The 16,621-nt window shown below is 27.4% G+C and carries 12 protein-coding genes; 8 read left to right on the top strand and 4 right to left on the bottom strand.

The window, feature by feature from the left end; all coding sequences use genetic code 11:
- Window positions 1-8: 8 nt before the first annotated feature.
- Window positions 9-2,408: a DUF5916 domain-containing protein gene (locus tag DS884_RS15860; RefSeq protein ID WP_113787443.1), complete on the bottom strand. Its 2,400-nt coding sequence runs from the start codon at window positions 2,406-2,408 to the stop codon at window positions 9-11.
- Between the two features lie 294 nt (window positions 2,409-2,702).
- On the opposite strand from DS884_RS15860, the gene DS884_RS15855 reads away from it, so the two are divergent.
- The 4 genes from DS884_RS15855 to DS884_RS15840 all read left to right on the top strand — a co-directional run bounded on the left by DS884_RS15855 (window position 2,703) and on the right by DS884_RS15840 (window position 7,056).
- Entirely contained in the window at window positions 2,703-4,091 is a 1,389-nt protein-coding gene (locus tag DS884_RS15855; RefSeq protein WP_113787442.1) for a sensor histidine kinase, read from the top strand.
- A 2-nt stretch (window positions 4,092-4,093) separates the two neighbouring features.
- Complete coding sequence (locus DS884_RS15850) at window positions 4,094-4,795, top strand: response regulator transcription factor (protein ID WP_093871734.1); 702 nt, start codon at window positions 4,094-4,096, stop codon at window positions 4,793-4,795.
- Between the two features lie 106 nt (window positions 4,796-4,901).
- Window positions 4,902-5,459, top strand: a complete 558-nt coding sequence (locus DS884_RS15845; RefSeq protein ID WP_113787441.1) for a hypothetical protein — start codon at window positions 4,902-4,904, stop codon at window positions 5,457-5,459.
- A 295-nt stretch (window positions 5,460-5,754) separates the two neighbouring features.
- Window positions 5,755-7,056 (top strand): dihydrolipoamide acetyltransferase family protein, encoded by a 1,302-nt coding sequence (locus DS884_RS15840; protein WP_113787440.1) that lies wholly within the window; start codon window positions 5,755-5,757, stop codon window positions 7,054-7,056.
- A gap of 76 nt (window positions 7,057-7,132) precedes the next feature.
- On the opposite strand, the gene DS884_RS15835 is transcribed toward DS884_RS15840, so the two are convergent.
- Complete coding sequence (locus DS884_RS15835) at window positions 7,133-9,133, bottom strand: thiamine pyrophosphate-dependent enzyme (protein ID WP_199488224.1); 2,001 nt, start codon at window positions 9,131-9,133, stop codon at window positions 7,133-7,135.
- 208 nt (window positions 9,134-9,341) lie between these two features.
- Between DS884_RS15835 and DS884_RS15830 the strand changes: the two genes are divergently transcribed.
- Window positions 9,342-10,076, top strand: a complete 735-nt coding sequence (locus tag DS884_RS15830) for a DUF6263 family protein (RefSeq protein ID WP_093871730.1) — start codon at window positions 9,342-9,344, stop codon at window positions 10,074-10,076.
- A 51-nt stretch (window positions 10,077-10,127) separates the two neighbouring features.
- On the opposite strand, the gene DS884_RS15825 is transcribed toward DS884_RS15830, so the two are convergent.
- Both DS884_RS15825 and DS884_RS15820 read right to left on the bottom strand, forming a co-directional pair.
- Window positions 10,128-10,829 (bottom strand): LytR/AlgR family response regulator transcription factor, encoded by a 702-nt coding sequence (locus DS884_RS15825; protein WP_093871729.1) that lies wholly within the window; start codon window positions 10,827-10,829, stop codon window positions 10,128-10,130.
- On the bottom strand, window positions 10,829-11,632 hold the full coding sequence (locus DS884_RS15820; RefSeq protein ID WP_158530860.1) for a sensor histidine kinase: 804 nt from the start codon (window positions 11,630-11,632) through the stop codon (window positions 10,829-10,831). Before DS884_RS15820 ends, DS884_RS15825 begins: the two co-directional genes overlap by 1 nt.
- Before the next feature lie 476 nt (window positions 11,633-12,108).
- Here DS884_RS15820 and DS884_RS15815 point away from each other — a divergent pair, with 476 nt between their 5' ends.
- The 3 genes from DS884_RS15815 (at window position 12,109) to DS884_RS15805 (ending at window position 16,608) form a co-directional block, all read left to right on the top strand.
- Complete coding sequence (locus DS884_RS15815; protein ID WP_113787438.1) at window positions 12,109-14,268, top strand: DUF5916 domain-containing protein; 2,160 nt, start codon at window positions 12,109-12,111, stop codon at window positions 14,266-14,268.
- Window positions 14,269-14,431: 163 nt separating this feature from the next.
- The gene (locus DS884_RS15810) at window positions 14,432-15,388 is read left to right on the top strand and encodes a helix-turn-helix domain-containing protein (RefSeq protein ID WP_158530859.1); all 957 of its coding nucleotides are present in this window, start codon (window positions 14,432-14,434) and stop codon (window positions 15,386-15,388) included.
- Window positions 15,389-15,489: 101 nt separating this feature from the next.
- Complete coding sequence (locus tag DS884_RS15805) at window positions 15,490-16,608, top strand: nuclear transport factor 2 family protein (protein ID WP_113787437.1); 1,119 nt, start codon at window positions 15,490-15,492, stop codon at window positions 16,606-16,608.
- Window positions 16,609-16,621: the final 13 nt, after the last annotated feature.

The following is a 16,621-nucleotide window of genomic DNA, read 5'->3' as shown; positions in this document are numbered from 1 at the left end:
TTTTTTAGTTAAAAAAGTTTTTCTTTTATTTTATTGAAATCTAAAAAGTAAGTCATTTTTAATGACATAGTATTACTATTGTCTTCTTTTAAGGTTGATTTTAAATTACTGAAATAAGAAGACTTTACATCATTATTATAAAAATTTGAACCTAATTTGTACCCTAAACTAATTTCACTAGCAGGAGCAAATTGCCATTTAGCGATAAAATCAATAGTAAAGTTATTGTAGTTTTCATCATAGTTATTTGGATTAATAGTGTAATTATTGGTAATTAAGTTTCCATCATTTAATAATGTAAATTGTTTGTCATAATCTACCTGAATCCAATAATGACGTAACCTTGTTGATATGTTTAGTTTAGCGTTTATAGCATAGTTTATATGTAATGAGTTTGTAAGTTCTTTAATACTACGCTTACCAAAAATAATATCACTTCCTTGTTGAGTTATGTATCCGGCACTACTTGGGTTTTTTGTTAAATCTTGTTCTAATTTAAAAAATAAGTGTTGTCCTAAACGACATCTTAGCCCATATCCTGTTACAATTTCATTGGTGTATATATCAGAATTCAAATAATTCACAGCAACAAAATAAGCAGCAAAATATAAGTTTTTATTTCTATTAGTTTGATATTCTAACACCGTTTCAGTAAAAGCAGGTTTGTTGAAATATCTATCTTTAACACGTGGTTCGTAAAAGTTTTTACCTTTTTCAGCATAGGTAAATACAGCATAGGCTTTATGATTATTTTTTTTAAAAGTAGCACTCGTATTTAATTTATAATATGTTTGTTCATTTTCTAATAAAGTATAATAATATTTACGAGAATGCTGTAAATTAATTCGATATTGAGAAAATGTTTTTTTAGGATTATTATTAGTGTAAGTTATATTTGATCTTATTGTTAATTGGTTGTTTCTAGGAAGATATCCAAAGTCATTATTATCAAAAGTATCATCTAAGAAATAAAAAGAAATGTTTCCTGTCCATTTTCCACTTATTTTTGATAATGAAGCATAATATTCATGACCAAATTGATTCTCTAAATTAGCATAATATTTTTGAGAAAGGGCTTTTTTAAAGTACATAGAATACGTCCTTTTTTTATTATACCATCTGTATAGTAACGCACTTAAATTTGAATCATAAGTATTTCCATTTCTAATTACTGAATTGTTTATAAAAGTTAAAAACGAATTGTTTTTTAAAGTTTTATCAATTACAATTGAATTATAGTTAGTTAACGGATTGGTTTCAATATTCATAGTTTTATTGGTTACTGTATTCTTAACAGTTGCCTCACTTTTACTTGTAATACCATTTAATATACCAATAGATAACCCTTTTTCAGTTTTCCCAGTAAATTTTAATAAGTTTATGATATTTGAAGATATAGGATTGTTTATTATTTCTTCATTTTTTTCAATATTAAAATTATTTTTATTGACTGGAGTTCCTCCAATTCTTCGTGTATATAAATAGCCTCCTTTATCAAAAATTTCAGCTCCTTCAACAAAAAACTGTCTGTTTTCATTAAATCTAATTTCGAAAGGTGAAAGGTTAAAAACCTGATTATCGGACAAGGCTTGACTAAAATCAGGAATTAAAGAAACATCAATAGTATATGCATTATTATGTACATATTTTAAATCAAGTCCTCCAGTAAAAGTGTAGGTATTTAGTTTGTTAGGGGTTTTCTCATTAATCATTGAAACAAAAGGGTTAAATGATAAATTTATAGGAGGACTTACGTTTTTTAAACCTTTAAGGTCACCAAACTGATTTAAAAGGCCATTAATGTTTGGATTAATGTAATTCCAAAAAGAATTTTCATTGTTAACTGCATCAAAACGTTCAAAATTAATTGTAATGTTTGAAAAGTCTTTTTTAGGGAAACGTAAACTATTAAAAGGAATTTTAAGTTCTATAGTCCATTTATCATCATATATTTTTACAGCACTTTCCCATACTGCATTCCATTCTCCGTAATTTCCATTAGGAGTTAGTTTAATATCTGTTTGTACATTTGCTGGAGTTACTAAAAATGCCCAAGCTTCTCTGTTGGCACCAAATAAATCTATCATAAACCCAAAGTAATCAGAGGTACCAACATCATCTCTAGAAGTTAATATATTGGTAATCGATGGAGATGATAATTCTGCAGCGATATAAAAAAAAGAATCATCATTTGTAATGGCAATTTTTGAAGCATTTGAATGTAAATTTCCGTTATTAGGACTTAGTTGTTTTAATTGAACTTTTTTTAGATGAGTTTTCCAAGTATCCTCGTTTAATAAGCCATCTATTTTTATATGTTGTGAAATGGTATTTGTAGTAATTGATTTTTGAGCATATATTCCTAAAGAGTATAATAGAAAAACAAACGTGAGCATTTTAAAATTCATAATTGTAGCTTTTAATTATGAAGCAAAGATGTGAAGGATCTATAAGTAAGCTGGTTAATACAGGGTTAAAGAGAAGGTTAATGTTTTATTGATATATAGAAGTTTTGTTAATATTTACTCTCTTTTTACATAAACCCTTATCTAGTAATAGTTTCAAGGTTAATGAACGGTTAATAAAGAAGTTTTATTTATACAGTTACTTGTTTATTGATATTTTTGATGTAGATTAAAAAGGGATACACATTGTAATCGAGTAAAAGATTAGTGAAAAATTCCAGATGTATAGAGTAATAAATGAAAAATAAAATAACCAGATTAATTATAGTTTCAATTATAAGTTTACTTGCTTTATCAGTAATTCAAGGTACACTTATAAAGAACACTTATGATTTAAAGAAAGAGAATTTTATAAATAAAGCTAAAGAAGCTATCTCTAAAATTGATGATTATACTCCAGGTTTAGATTCATTAAATATAAAATGGAAGACATTCTTGATGGATAAATTGGATGAATACAGCATAAATAACTTAACAAAAAAAGAAGTTGTTAATGAGTTAAGAAGAATAACAGATTCAATAAACCCTTTGTATATAGAAGCATATAATGAAGAACTAAAGAAAAAAAAATTAGGATATAATCTAAAGTTTCATAAAGTTTTAAAAAATATCACTTTAGTTACAGAAAGAAAAAAAGATACAATTTTTAAAGGAAAAAACAACCCAGATTTTAAGTTGTTAGGTTCAGAATTCGAAAACGTGAAAGAGTTACAAGTAAGTAATTCTTATTGGCACACTGAGCGTTCTTTTTCTAGAGAAATAAATAAAAAAGAGCTAAGTGTTAGTTATGAACTTCATTTTGAAAGTAGAGACTATATAAATATTGATAAGTGGGAAGTTATAGTTTTGGGTAAAATGAAATTAATATTGATTTTATCGTTGTTAATATTTTTAGTGGTTATAGCATTGTTATATTATTCAATTAAATCATTAATCACTCAGAAGAAAAATGCAGATATAAAAACAGATTTCATTAATAATATAACCCATGAATTAAAAACACCGCTAGCAACATTATCGTTAGCAACAAAAATGCTGAAAAAAGAAGAAGTGAAAAATAAGCCAGTAGTCATCGACTCAGTAATAAATACAATTGAGAGGCAAAATACTCGTTTACAGAAATTAATAGATCAAGTGTTAAATAATAGTTTAGGTTATCATGAAATAAGCTTAAATAAGCAAACAATAGTTATAGATCAGTATTTAAATACAGTGTTGAATGATTTTTTATTATCAGTTGAAAGTGAAAAAATTAGCTTTGAAAGAGATTGTAGTTTAAAAAACAAAATTGCTCTTGATAAGTTTTTTGTAACAACTGCCTTATTTAATATTTTAGAAAACGCTGTTAAATATGGGGGGACAAAAATTAATGTAAGTTGCAGGATAGAAAATAATAAGAATTTATGTATTTCAATAGTTGATAATGGAATTGGAATATCAAAGAAAAATCAAGAATTGTTGTTTGATAAATTTTATCGAGTTGATACTAATGAAATACATGATGTTAAAGGTTTAGGGTTAGGGCTTTATTATAGTAATCAAATTATTAAAGCTCATAAAGGAACTATTCTTGTTGAAAGTGAAAAGGGTAAAGGAACTACATTTACAATTAAAATTCCAGTTTAAAAATGAAAGAAGAGAATAAGCACCATGTATTATTGGTTGAAGATGATATCGATTTTGGAAATATTTTAAAACAGTATTTAGAAATTACTGGATATAATGTTACTTGGTTTAAAGATGGAGAAGAGGCATTAAACAATATCAAATCTAATATCTATAATATATGTGTATTAGATGTAATGATGCCTAAAATGGATGGCTTTACTTTAGCCGAAAATATTACCAAGTTGTTTCCAGAGTTACCTTTTGTTTTTTTAACAGCAAGAAAGTTGAAAGAAGATAAGCTAAAAGGATTAAAATTAGGGGCAGATGATTATATCGTAAAACCTTTTGAAGCAGATGAGTTAGTATTACGATTACATAATATCTTAAAAAGAACAAATACTAAAGTAGTAAAAAAAGATATCGAGTCTAAAATGCTTATAGGTTTTTATACTTTTGATACACAAAGATTAGAATTGACTTTTAATGATTCTATACAAAAATTAACAGAAAAAGAAACTGAATTAATATTGTTTTTATTTAAGCACAAAAATCAACTTTTAAAAAGAGAAGCAATTTTAAATGCTGTTTGGAAAAACGATGATTTTTTCTCTGGTAGAAGTATGGACGTTTTTATAAGTAGACTACGTAAATATTTTAAAAAGGATCCAAACATTACTATTGAAAGTTCAAGAGGAATTGGGTTAGAATTCAAGATAAGTTAATGCTTCTGTGTTTAAGGTTAATCATAGGTTAATGGTTACTATTTATTCTTTTTGATTAAAAACACTATCTACATTTGTAATCTAATTAATTATAAAATAACATATTATGAAGATTACACATTTAGTTTTTTTGTTCATGTTTACTAGCGTATTTACAACAATTGCACAAACACCTCCTACGCCACCTACACCATCAAATAGTAGTTATTCAGGAAATAGACATACAGATGTTACAACAACAATTAGTAACTCTACAAGTATTTCTAATTCTGATGATTCTTACGATTTCACAGCCAAATTTCAAAAATCTAAAAGAAATGAAATTCAAAATCTTTTAAAAGAAAAATTAAAAGGATATAAATTAAAAGTACAGGGAAGTAATTATGTTTGGTCAAAAAAAAGTAATGGTTCTTTAGTTTTTGAATGTACGCTTAGAAAAAAGACAATGAAAATATTTTTATACAAAAATGAGGTTTCTCAATATTCGTATAAGAAAATAAAAGCTTTAGGAAATGATTTACAAAAGTTAATAACTAAGCATTCAAGATCAAGAAATGGATTTAATGGTATGGAACACGCAAGAGAAAATGTAAGACGAGCTAAAAGAGAATTAGAAAGAGCAGAAGAGAGATTACGTATGATTCAACGTAATAATAATCAATAATAGCATAAAAAGTTGTTTTATCATAAACAGAATGAAGATGTTTTTTATGTTATTGTAAATAAAATTCGTCATAAATTAAACGAATAAAGGATTAAAACGATAGTTGTTTTTATTTTGAGAATATGGTAAAATTAGTAGTTTTTTTAAGTGTTTGAAGATAGAATGTGTTTGAATTTGTTTGTTTTGTTGGTAATAATGTAATATGAATTAATCCTTAAGAATTGTTTTTTAGCATTTTTTATGATGAAAAACCATCGATTTTTAGTACTTTCGCAATCCACAAAATAGACAAACAATGGCTAAATACGAATTGAAGTTGCCTAAAATGGGCGAAAGTGTTGCCGAAGCAACTATTACCTCTTGGGTAAAAGAAGTAGGAGAAACGATTGAAATAGATGATACCGTTGTTGAAGTAGCTACCGATAAAGTAGACAGTGAAGTACCAAGTGAAGTTGAAGGTAAATTAATTGAAATTTTATTTGACAAAGATACAGTTGTTCAAGTTGGAGAAACAATTGCAATTATAGAAACAGAAGGTGATGGTGGAGAATCTGATTCTGAAGTTAAAGAAGATGTAAAAGCAGCTGTTGTTGAAGTTGAAAAGAGTATAGAAGTAGCAAAAGAAGTTGTAACAACTTCTTTAGATACAACTTCAAGTGACCGTTTTTACTCACCTTTAGTTAAAAATATAGCACAAAAGGAAGGAATTCTTATCGATGAGCTTGATACTATTAACGGTTCTGGAAAAGATGGGAGAGTTACAAAGAATGATATACTGTCTTATTTAGAAAATAGAGGAAATCAGCCTAAAAAAGTTGAAAACAAAGAAGCTGCACCAGTAGCAGTTAAAGAAGTGAAAACTCCTTCTACTCCAGTAACAATGAGTGGAGAAGATCAAATTATTGAAATGAGTCGTATGGGTAAGCTAATTGCTAAACATATGGTTGATTCAGTTCAAACTTCTGCTCATGTCCAATCTTTTATTGAAATTGATGTTACTAATATTGTAAAATGGAGAAATAAGGTTAAAGATGCTTATTTAAAAAGAGAAGGTGAAAAGTTAACCTTTACTCCAATATTTATGCAAGCTGTAGCTCAAACTATAAAAAAACATCCTATGATTAATATCGCTGTTGATGGTGATAAAATTATAAAAAGAGGGAATGTTAATTTAGGAATGGCTGCTGCTTTACCTGATGGAAATTTAATTGTACCAGTAATTAAAAATGCAGATCAATTAAATTTAGTTGGAATGACTAAACAAGTTAATGATTTAGCAAATAGAGCAAGAGCGAATAAGTTAAAGCCAGATGAAATTCAAGGAGGAACTTATACTGTAACTAATGTTGGTGGTTTTGGTTCAATTATGGGAACACCAATTATTAATCAACCTCAAGTAGCTATTTTAGCACTTGGAGCAATTAGAAAAATGCCTTCAGTAGTTGAAACACCTGAAGGAGACTTCATTGGTATTCGTCAAAAAATGATTGTATCACATTCTTATGATCATAGAGTAGTTAACGGAGCTTTAGGTGGTATGTTTATAAAAACATTAAAAGAAATATTAGAGTCTTGGGATGTGAATCAAGATTTATAATACTTCATACAGGAATAATAAAAAAAGCTTAGTAATTATTACTAAGCTTTTTTTATTATTATTTTTTAAAAGAATTCTAATAAGCTAATAATTCTGAAAGCTCATTTTCAAATCGATGTTTTGGCAAGTATTCTTTTTCTAGGTTTCCAGCAAAAGGAATAGGAGTGTCTAAACTAGCAACACGTTTAACCGGAGCATCTAAATATTTGAAACAATTTTCTGTAATTAGAGAAGAAATTTCTCCAGATAAACTTCCAAATAAAGAATCTTCTTGAAGAATAATTACTTTACCAGTTTTCTTAACAGAAGTAAAAATTGTATCAGTATCTAATGGTTGTAAAGACCTTAAATCAATTAAATCTGCTGAAATATTTTGATCCTTTTTTAATGTTTCTAAAGCCCAATGTACTGCAAGTCCAAAAGCAATAATAGTAACATCTTTACCTTCTTTTAATAAAGAAGCTTTGCCAATAGGAAGTGTGTAATAATCAGTAGGAACGTCTTGGTAAATAGTTCTATATAAACCTTTGTGTTCAAAAAATAATACAGGATTTGGATCGTTAATAGCGGTTGTTAATAAACCTTTTGCATCATAAGGAAAAGCTGGGTAAACAACTTTTAAACCAGGTGTTTTTGTAAACCAAGCTTCATTTGATTGTGAATGAAAAGGACCTGCACCTACACCAGCTCCACAAGGCATTCGTATAACAACATCGGCTTTTTGATTCCAGCGATAGTGAGATTTAGCTAATAAGTTTACTATTGGATTAAATCCAGTAGAAACAAAATCTGCAAATTGCATTTCCATTACAGCTTTCATTCCATTAATAGCTAATCCATATGCAGCAGAGACTATAGCAGATTCACAAATAGGAGTATTTCGAACTCGTGCTTTACCAAAAAGCTCAATAAAACCTTCTGTAATTTTAAAAACACCACCATATTCAGCAACATCTTGCCCCATAACAACAATGGAATCGTTTTGTTCCATAGCCTGTTTTAACCCTTTTGAAATGGCATCTATTAAACGTATGTTTTCAGTTTCTGAGTTTTCAGAAACATGCTTGTATTCAGTTTTTTGGTAAACATCATTTAATTCTTTTTCTATTGTTGATGAAATAACATCTTCTTCAAAAGTAGCCTTAAGATTTTCATTGATGTTGTTTTTTATTTCATTTCTAAATTCTTCATCTATAGTATTAGTTAAAATACCATTAGTAATTAAATATTCTCTATAGTTATCTAAAGGGTCTTTAACAGCCCATGCGTCCATTAATTCTGTAGGAACATATTTGGTACCACTAGCTTCTTCATGACCTCGCATTCTAAAAGTTTTGAATTCTAATAAAATTGGTCTTGGGTTATTTCTAATACTTTCTGCTAATTCAGAAACTTTAATATAAACCTCTAAAATATTATTACCATCTATAATATGTGATTCCATACCATAACCAATACCTTTATCAGCTATATGTTCACAATTATACTGCTCTGAAGTAGGAGTAGAAAGCCCATAACCATTATTTTCAATACAAAATAAAACGGGTAAACTCCATACAGAAGCAACGTTTAAAGCTTCATGAAAATCACCTTCACTTGTACCTCCATCACCACAAAAAACGGCACAAGCATGATTGTTATTTTTCAGTTTATTGGCTAAAGCTATTCCATCAGCAACTCCTAATTGAGGCCCTAAATGAGAAATCATTCCAATAATATTATATTCTTGAGTACCAAAATGAAAACTTCGATCTCTTCCTTTTGTAAAACCATTTGCTTTACCTTGCCATTGAGAAAATAATCTATTTAAAGGTATATCCCGAGTGGTGAAAACGCCTAAATTTCTATGCATTGGTAAAATATATTCATCTTTATTTAAAGAATAAGTTACCCCAACAGAAATGGCTTCTTGCCCAATACCACTAAACCATTTTGATATTTTCCCTTGACGTAAAAGAATTAACATTTTCTCTTCTATCATTCTAGGTAATAACATTCTTTTGTAAAGGTCAATCAATGTTTCGTTTTGAAGTGCACCTTTATTATAAAGCATTGTGGTTTTAGTATTAGTATTCATTTTAAAAATTTAAAATAGATTAAGGAATAGTCAAAAGTGACTAAAAAAAAGATAGAATCAAAGGCTTATTTGAGAATTTTTTAAATTTAAATAGTTTTTTTTATGACACTGTTAAAAATAATGATTAAAAAATAGTGATTTACGATTTGATACTCGTTTGAAAAAAATATTATTTACGTATATTCGTACACCACAAAAAACTATTAAAATGACTAAAAAAATTATCGCTTTATTATTGTTTGTAAGCACAATAACATTAGCGCAAGAGAAAGTATTACTGCGTTTAAATTATGAAAAAGGAGATAGCTATGTTATGGACATGAAAATGTCTCAAAATATGGGAACAGTAATGTCAATGAACATGAATATTGAAATGAAGCAAGACATAAAAAGTGTTTCTAATTCTGAATATACTAGTGAAATGAAAATTACCAAAGTGGTAATGAATATGATACAGCAAGGTATGCCAATGTCTTATGATTCTTCAAAAAAAGCAGAAGACTTAGATGATACTGGTAAAATGATGAAGTCTCAAATGGATCCTATGTTGCAGGCAGTTATAACTATGAAAGGTAATAACTTAGGAAAAGTATTAGAATCAAAAGTAGAGCCTAATATTCCAGGAACAAGTGATTTAGCGAATCAATCAAGTAATGTTGTATATCCTGAAAATGCAGTTGCTGTTGGTGATACTTGGAATATGTCTAAAAATAGTAAGGGAATGGATTTTAACTTTGTTTATAAAGTGAAATCTATTACAAGTAAAACTGTATTATTAGATGTAACGGGTAAAGTTAAAGGAATGGCATTAGGAGATATTATAGGAACAATGACTGTTGATAAAAAATCTGGAGTACCTACAGAGTCTAAAATTGATATGACAATGAAAGTACAAGGGCAAGATCTTAAAACTACTATGGTTTTAACAATGACTAAGAACTAGTAGGGCAAATTATAAAATATTAAAAAAACTCAGGAGAATATCCTGAGTTTTTTATTTTAAAATATCGAGTATGTTTTCTTTATAATTATCACTAATAGGAATTTCAATAGCATTAATTTCAACATCGTTTTTTGTATAAGCAGTAATTTTATTACGGTTTACAATATAAGAACGATGAATACGAACAAATCTATTGTCTAGTTCTTTTTCAAAAGCTGAAATACTAAATTTTACAGTATGAAACTCATTTTCTAAATGAATTTTCACATAATCTTTTAAACTTTCTATGTATAATATATCAGTAAAAATAATTTTTATTTTTTTTCTGTTTTTAGTAACAAAAATATAGTCATTAGTTGTTGATGGTGAAATATTTATAGATGTTTGTTTACCAGTAGAATGTATTGATTTAAACTTTTCAATAGCTTTAAAAAAACGAGAAAAAGTAATAGGTTTTAATAAATAATCAACGGCGTTTAATTCAAAACCATCTAGAGCATAATCTCGATATGCAGTAGTGAAAATTACTTTAGGCTTTTGTATTAGGTTTTTAAAAAAATCAGTTCCTTTTAAAACTGGCATTTCTATATCTAAAAAAAGCAAATCGATAGTTTCTTGTTGTAAAATACTACTTGCTTCAATAGCACTTGCACAAGAAGTAACTAATTCAAAATCTGTTAACTGAGATATGTGAGTTTCTATTAATTCTCTAGCTAATTCTTCATCATCAATAATTAAACATTTATAAATCATTATTTAGCTAGTAGTTTTAATGTTACGGTATAAAATTTTGTAGTATTTTCTATATCTAAATCGAAATTATCAGGATAAATCAATTCTAATTGCTTTTTTATATTTTTTAATCCAATACAATGTTCAGTGTTTTTTTCTAAACTAACAGTTGGTTTAGAATTTTTAATGTTAAAAATAATTTGATTGTTTTTAAGACTGATATTAATTGTAATGAAAGCTTCATTTAGCTCTTGACTTACGCCATGTTTAAAGGAGTTTTCAATAAAAGTAAGTAATAACAATGGAGCAATTTTAACATCTTGCTGAATATTTCTTTCAAAAGAAATTTGTACTCGTTTTCCATACCTAACTTTTTCTAAAGACAGGTAATTTTCAATAAGTTCAATTTCTTTTTGAAGCGAGACAAAAGTATCATTACAACGATATAACATATAGTCTAAAATATCAGATAATCGTTCAATAACTTCAGGGGTTTGATCTGATTTTTTTAAAGCTAAAGTATATAGATTATTTAATGTGTTGAATAAAAAATGCGGGTTTAATTGATGTTTTAAGGCTGTTAATTCAGCAGTCTTTTTTTGTTCATTTAAAATTAATAGTTTTTGTTGATTCTTATAAAAACTAGCCATTAATAATAATGTAGCAGGAGTTAAGAATTTTATAGACTTACTTAAAAAAGCTGAAAAACTTAAAAGCCGTTCAAAGTATGTTTCTTCAGCATATTTTTTAGCAATTTCATTATAAAACTGTATGTATTTAGGTTCATACAAAAACATATGTAAAAACAGATAAAACCCATACATAAATATTAATAAAAGTACCACCCAAATTATAAAAAGTGTTGTTTTTTTTGTGTTCAAAAACCTAGGAACTAAAACAAACAAACAAGTATAAGCAGTAATTATTTGAGGAATTAAAATTTTTAATGTAGAATGAAATAATTGGATATATCCTCCGCCAAAGTTGGTAATGTTTGAGGAGAACATAAAATAAAAGAGCACACATAACCAAAACAATATATGTTTAAAAAATACGGTACTAGAAAAAAGATATTTGTTTTTAAAAATAATCATACAGTTAGCTAAAATACAATTATAGCTTCTATTTCACCATTAAAATTGCCGAAATAGGGTTTGAAGATGTTGTATAGGTAGTTTATGAGGATAAAATAAAATTTGAAACTAAAAGCACTTTCTAGTTGCGTTAAAGCTGAGTTTGTCTACTTATTTTATGAGATGTTAGTAACAATAATACTTTTGATGAAACTTAAAATATAAAAATGAAAAATTTTCTAACTTTATTACTATTAAGCTTCATAGTAAATAGTTTTTCTCAACAGCCAATTATTAAATTTATAGATACTAAAATTAAAATTGATGGTAAATTAAATGAGAAAACTTGGAATAAATTGACTGCATATACAGGATTTTATAATTATGCGCCTACTGATGTTGGTTTAGCAAAGAATCAAACATCAGTAAAAATGTTTCATAATGGAGAATATTTATTTGTGAGTTTAATTTATAATGATAGTACACCAAAAACACAAGTAAGTTCATTAAAACGCGATACTCCTATAGGTTTGAGTGATGGATTTGCTATGGTTTTAGATACACAAAATCAACAACAAAACGCATATTATTTTTCAGTAAATAGCTACAGTACACAAATTGATGGAATTGTTGAACGTGTAAATGAAGGGTATGATTTTAGTACAAGTTGGAGTACTGTATGGAAAGCAAAAGCTTTTATGAATGGAAAACAAAAGCAATATGAGATAGCAATCCCCTTGAAGTCTTTAAATTTTAATAAAAATAATACTGTTTTTGGAATTCAATTTTATGTGAGAGATATTAAAATTAATTCATGGACTATTTTAAAAAATGTGAAAAGGAATTATCGTTTATTTGATTTACGATTTACTGAAAAATTTACCATTGAACACTTGCCGAAAATATCTCCATCACGCTTTACTGTTACACCTTCTTTAACAATCAATAATCAAAATGATGTTAAAAATAATACTAGTAATACTACATATAAGCCAAGTTTAGATGTACAGTATAATATAACTTCATCACTAAAATTTGATGCTACTATAAATCCTGATTTTTCCCAAATCGATGTAGATCAGCAGGTAACAAATTTTACTCGTTTTGCAGTGAATTTCCCTGAAAGACGTAACTTTTTCCTTGAGAATGCTGATTTGTTTTCAAATTTGGGGGTAAGTGGGGTTAATCCTTTTTATTCAAGGCGTATAGGCTCAAAAAGTCCAATTCAATTTGGATTAAAATTATCTGGTAATGTTTCATCTAAAACAAGAATTGGAGTTTTAAATGTTCAAACTGAAAAAGAAAATAGTGTTCAATCTCAAAACTATGGGGCTATTGTAGCTGAACAACAATTGTCTAAAAATTTTACAGCTACAGGTTTTTTTATTAATAGACAAGAAACAGCAGGTTTTGAATTTATAGACGATTATAATCGAGTTGCAGGAGTTAATGTGAATTATAAATCAGATAATAATAAATGGACTGGAATAGCAAATTTTGGGAAGAGTTTTAATGATGATGTTTCTGGAGATAATAACTTTTATAATGCTGGGATATGGTTTAATAAAAGAGGTTTTAGTTGGAGTGCAGCAATGAAAAATGTAGGTAAAAATTATATTACTGATGTTGGATTTACTCCAAGGTTATATAATTTTGATGCGGTAAATAATATAGTAATTAGAGAAGGATATACCCAGACAACAGGAAGTGTTAGGTTTGAAAAATTTTATGAAAACTCTAAAGCGTTAAATTCCATTCGTTATTTAAATTATAATAACAATACTTATTTTAATGAAAGTGGAACTGTAAGTCAGTCATCACACTTTTTAAATGGGGCTCTATTTTTTAAAAACTTATCAGCTTTATATTATGTTTTTAAACATGATTATGTTGATTTAAAATACGGTTTTGATCCATTAGGTAATGGAAATGCATTAATACCAGGTACATATAATTACGGTATTCTAAAGATAGGGTATAATTCAGCAAATAATCAAAGATTTAGATATCGTTTTAATGTACAAAAAGGAAATTACTATACAGGAAGTAGAGTAGCTGCAGGTGCCTATTTAAACTATCAACTACTACCTTTTGCAAATTTACAATTCAACTACGATGTTAATAAAATAGATTTAGATTTATTAGGAAAAGAAACCTTTCATTTAACTCGATTTACAGGTGAAGTATTTTTTAATAATCGGTTAAATTGGACAACGTATGTTCAGTATAACACACAGCGAGATAATTTTAATGTGAGCAGCAGGTTACAATGGGAGTATAAACCATTATCGTATGTGTATTTGGTAGTAACCGATAATTTTAATAAAACTATTACTAGAACCAATTGGGGAGTAGCTTTTAAAATGAATTATAGATTTGATTTTTAATTAAAAATTTTAGGTTAATAAAACACTTGAGAGCATCAAGTGTTTTTGTTATTTTTGAAAGCATAATAAATAACATTAAATGACTTTTGATAATTCAATCTTGTTTTTTTTATGCTCACTAGGAGTTTTTAATGGATTTCTTGTAAGTGTATATTTTTTGTTTTTGGGGAAACCAAAGCGAACACAAAATACATTATTTGGATTTCTAGTTTTAATGTTATCTATTAGGATAGGAAAATCAGTATACTCTCTTTTTAGTGAAACCAAAGATTTATTAATAATGCAAATAGGTCTTTCAGCATGTTTTTTAATTGGAGTTTCGTTATTTTATTATTTAAAATCCTCTGTAGAAAACAAAAAGAAAATACCTACTGCATGGAAAGTACATGTTTTTAGTCTCTTTTTTATTGTCGTTATTATTGGGTTGCTTAAACCTTATAGGACAAACATAGAGTTTTGGAGAGATTTTGTAACAGTTATTTACACGATTTGGGGAATATATATATTGTTTTCTGGGTTTGTTTTAAAAAATATCTATAAAAAAATATTCAGTAAAAGTTTAAAATATTCCACTTCTGAATTATGGTTGGTTGCTGTTTTTCTAGGGAATGTATTAATTTATTTAGCTTATTTAATTGGTTATTTTTGGATGTATTTTTTGGGAACATTAGTTTTCTCGTTAGTTTTTTATGGACTGCTTTTCTTTTTTATGTCAAAAAAAAATAGAGAGACTATTTTCAAAGATATTCCTAAGAAATATGTATCAAAGAAAATTGATAATAATGAAGCTGAAAGCCTGATTATAGAGTTACATGAGGTAATAAAGAAAAAACAATTTTATAAGAATAGTAATATTAAATTAAAAGATATAGCAAAAGAATTGAATATTACTTCACATAAATTATCACAATTGTTGAATGATAATTTAGGAAAAAGCTTTGCATTATTCATAAATGAATACCGAATTAAGGAAGCCAAAAAGTTATTGAAAGAAGAAACTAAAATAACTTTAGAAGCCATAGGCTTTGAAGCTGGATTTAGTTCTAAATCTACTTTTTACGCAACGTTTAAAAGGGTTACCGGTAAAACACCATCAGAATATAAAAAGGAATTTTTGTGATTTTTTATTCCAAAATTATAATTCTGGACACTTGAATTATAACTTATAACCAATTTTTAGGGTTCTCTATTTAGGTTTGTTGAAAATCTAAAATTAGAGTCATGAAAAAATACACCTTGTTAGTAGTATTATTTTTAGTATTTCAAATACTACAAGCGCAAACAGAAACAGAAAATTTACTTGTAAAGAAAACATTACAAAACTATATTGAAGGAAGTTCTTATAATAAATTAAAGTTATTAGAAAGTGCTTTTGCTGAAAATGCAACTTTATACCTTACAGGAAGAGATGGTTTTAAGGTTTATACTCCAAAGGAGTATACTGGTTTTTTTAAAAACTCAATAAAAGGAAAATTTAATGGACGTGATGGTAAAATATTATCTGTAGAGGTAGTGAAAGATATAGCAACAGCTAAAGTTGAAATAGCTGGGCCAGGAAGGAAATGGGTTTATATTGATTTATTCTTGCTAAAGAAAACTAATGGTAATTGGAAAATTATTAGTAAAACAGCAACAAAGGTTGATGATCCAGAAGAAAAAGCCGTTTTATTTGTTGTTTCAAACGCTCATTTTTACGGAAATACAAAATTAAAAACGGGAAATAGTTTTTCAGAAATTGTAAATGCCTATGATGTTTTTAAAAAAGCTGGATACACTGTTGATTTTTTAAGTCCAAAAGGAGGAGCAGTCCCTTTAGCATATATTAATACTTCAGATAGTGAGAGTAAAAAATATTTATACGATTCTAATTTTATGAATGCTTTAAAAAACACAAAATCACCTTCAGAAATTAATGCTTCAAAATATAAAGCGGTTCAATACATCGGAGGAGGTGGTGCTATGTTTGGTGTTCCAGAAAATAAAGAGATACAAAGTATTGTAATGGAAATTTATGAAAAGCATAAAGGAATTGTTTCTTCAGTATGCCATGGTACAGCAGGTATTATTAATTTAAAAACTAAAGATGGGAAATATTTAGTAGATGGTAAAAATGTTAGCGGATATCCAGACGATTATGAAAATAAAACTAAAGATTATTTTAAAACCTTTCCTTTTTTAATTAAACAAACGATTGAGAAAAGAGGTGGGAAATTTCAATTTTCTAAACCAGGGAAAGCTCATGTTGAAGTAGACGGAAGGTTAATAACTGGGCAAAATTATTTATCGTCAAAGGGAGTTTCATTAAAAACAATTGAAATAATAAATGCAACTATGAAATAGTCTTGGTATTACT

It is taken from the genome of Tenacibaculum sp. E3R01, from assembly GCF_003318185.1.
Taxonomy (GTDB): domain Bacteria; phylum Bacteroidota; class Bacteroidia; order Flavobacteriales; family Flavobacteriaceae; genus Polaribacter; species Polaribacter halocynthiae.
The sequence above is the reverse complement of the archived record's forward strand: the minus strand, read 5'-3'. Positions and strand labels throughout refer to the sequence as shown.

What these genes read in the sequence shown, in the direction of transcription:
- DS884_RS15860 (WP_113787443.1), bottom strand. Translation starts at nt 2,408, where the DNA reads ATGAATTTTAAAATGCTCACGTTTGTTTTTCTATTATACTCTTTAGGA.
- DS884_RS15855 (WP_113787442.1), top strand. Translation starts at nt 2,703, where the DNA reads ATGAAAAATAAAATAACCAGATTAATTATAGTTTCAATTATAAGTTTA.
- DS884_RS15850 (WP_093871734.1), top strand. Translation starts at nt 4,094, where the DNA reads ATGAAAGAAGAGAATAAGCACCATGTATTATTGGTTGAAGATGATATC.
- DS884_RS15845 (WP_113787441.1), top strand. Translation starts at nt 4,902, where the DNA reads ATGAAGATTACACATTTAGTTTTTTTGTTCATGTTTACTAGCGTATTT.
- DS884_RS15840 (WP_113787440.1), top strand. Translation starts at nt 5,755, where the DNA reads ATGGCTAAATACGAATTGAAGTTGCCTAAAATGGGCGAAAGTGTTGCC.
- DS884_RS15835 (WP_199488224.1), bottom strand. Translation starts at nt 9,133, where the DNA reads ATGAATACTAATACTAAAACCACAATGCTTTATAATAAAGGTGCACTT.
- DS884_RS15830 (WP_093871730.1), top strand. Translation starts at nt 9,342, where the DNA reads ATGACTAAAAAAATTATCGCTTTATTATTGTTTGTAAGCACAATAACA.
- DS884_RS15825 (WP_093871729.1), bottom strand. Translation starts at nt 10,829, where the DNA reads ATGATTTATAAATGTTTAATTATTGATGATGAAGAATTAGCTAGAGAA.
- DS884_RS15820 (WP_158530860.1), bottom strand. Translation starts at nt 11,632, where the DNA reads ATGTATGGGTTTTATCTGTTTTTACATATGTTTTTGTATGAACCTAAA.
- DS884_RS15815 (WP_113787438.1), top strand. Translation starts at nt 12,109, where the DNA reads ATGAAAAATTTTCTAACTTTATTACTATTAAGCTTCATAGTAAATAGT.
- DS884_RS15805 (WP_113787437.1), top strand. Translation starts at nt 15,490, where the DNA reads ATGAAAAAATACACCTTGTTAGTAGTATTATTTTTAGTATTTCAAATA.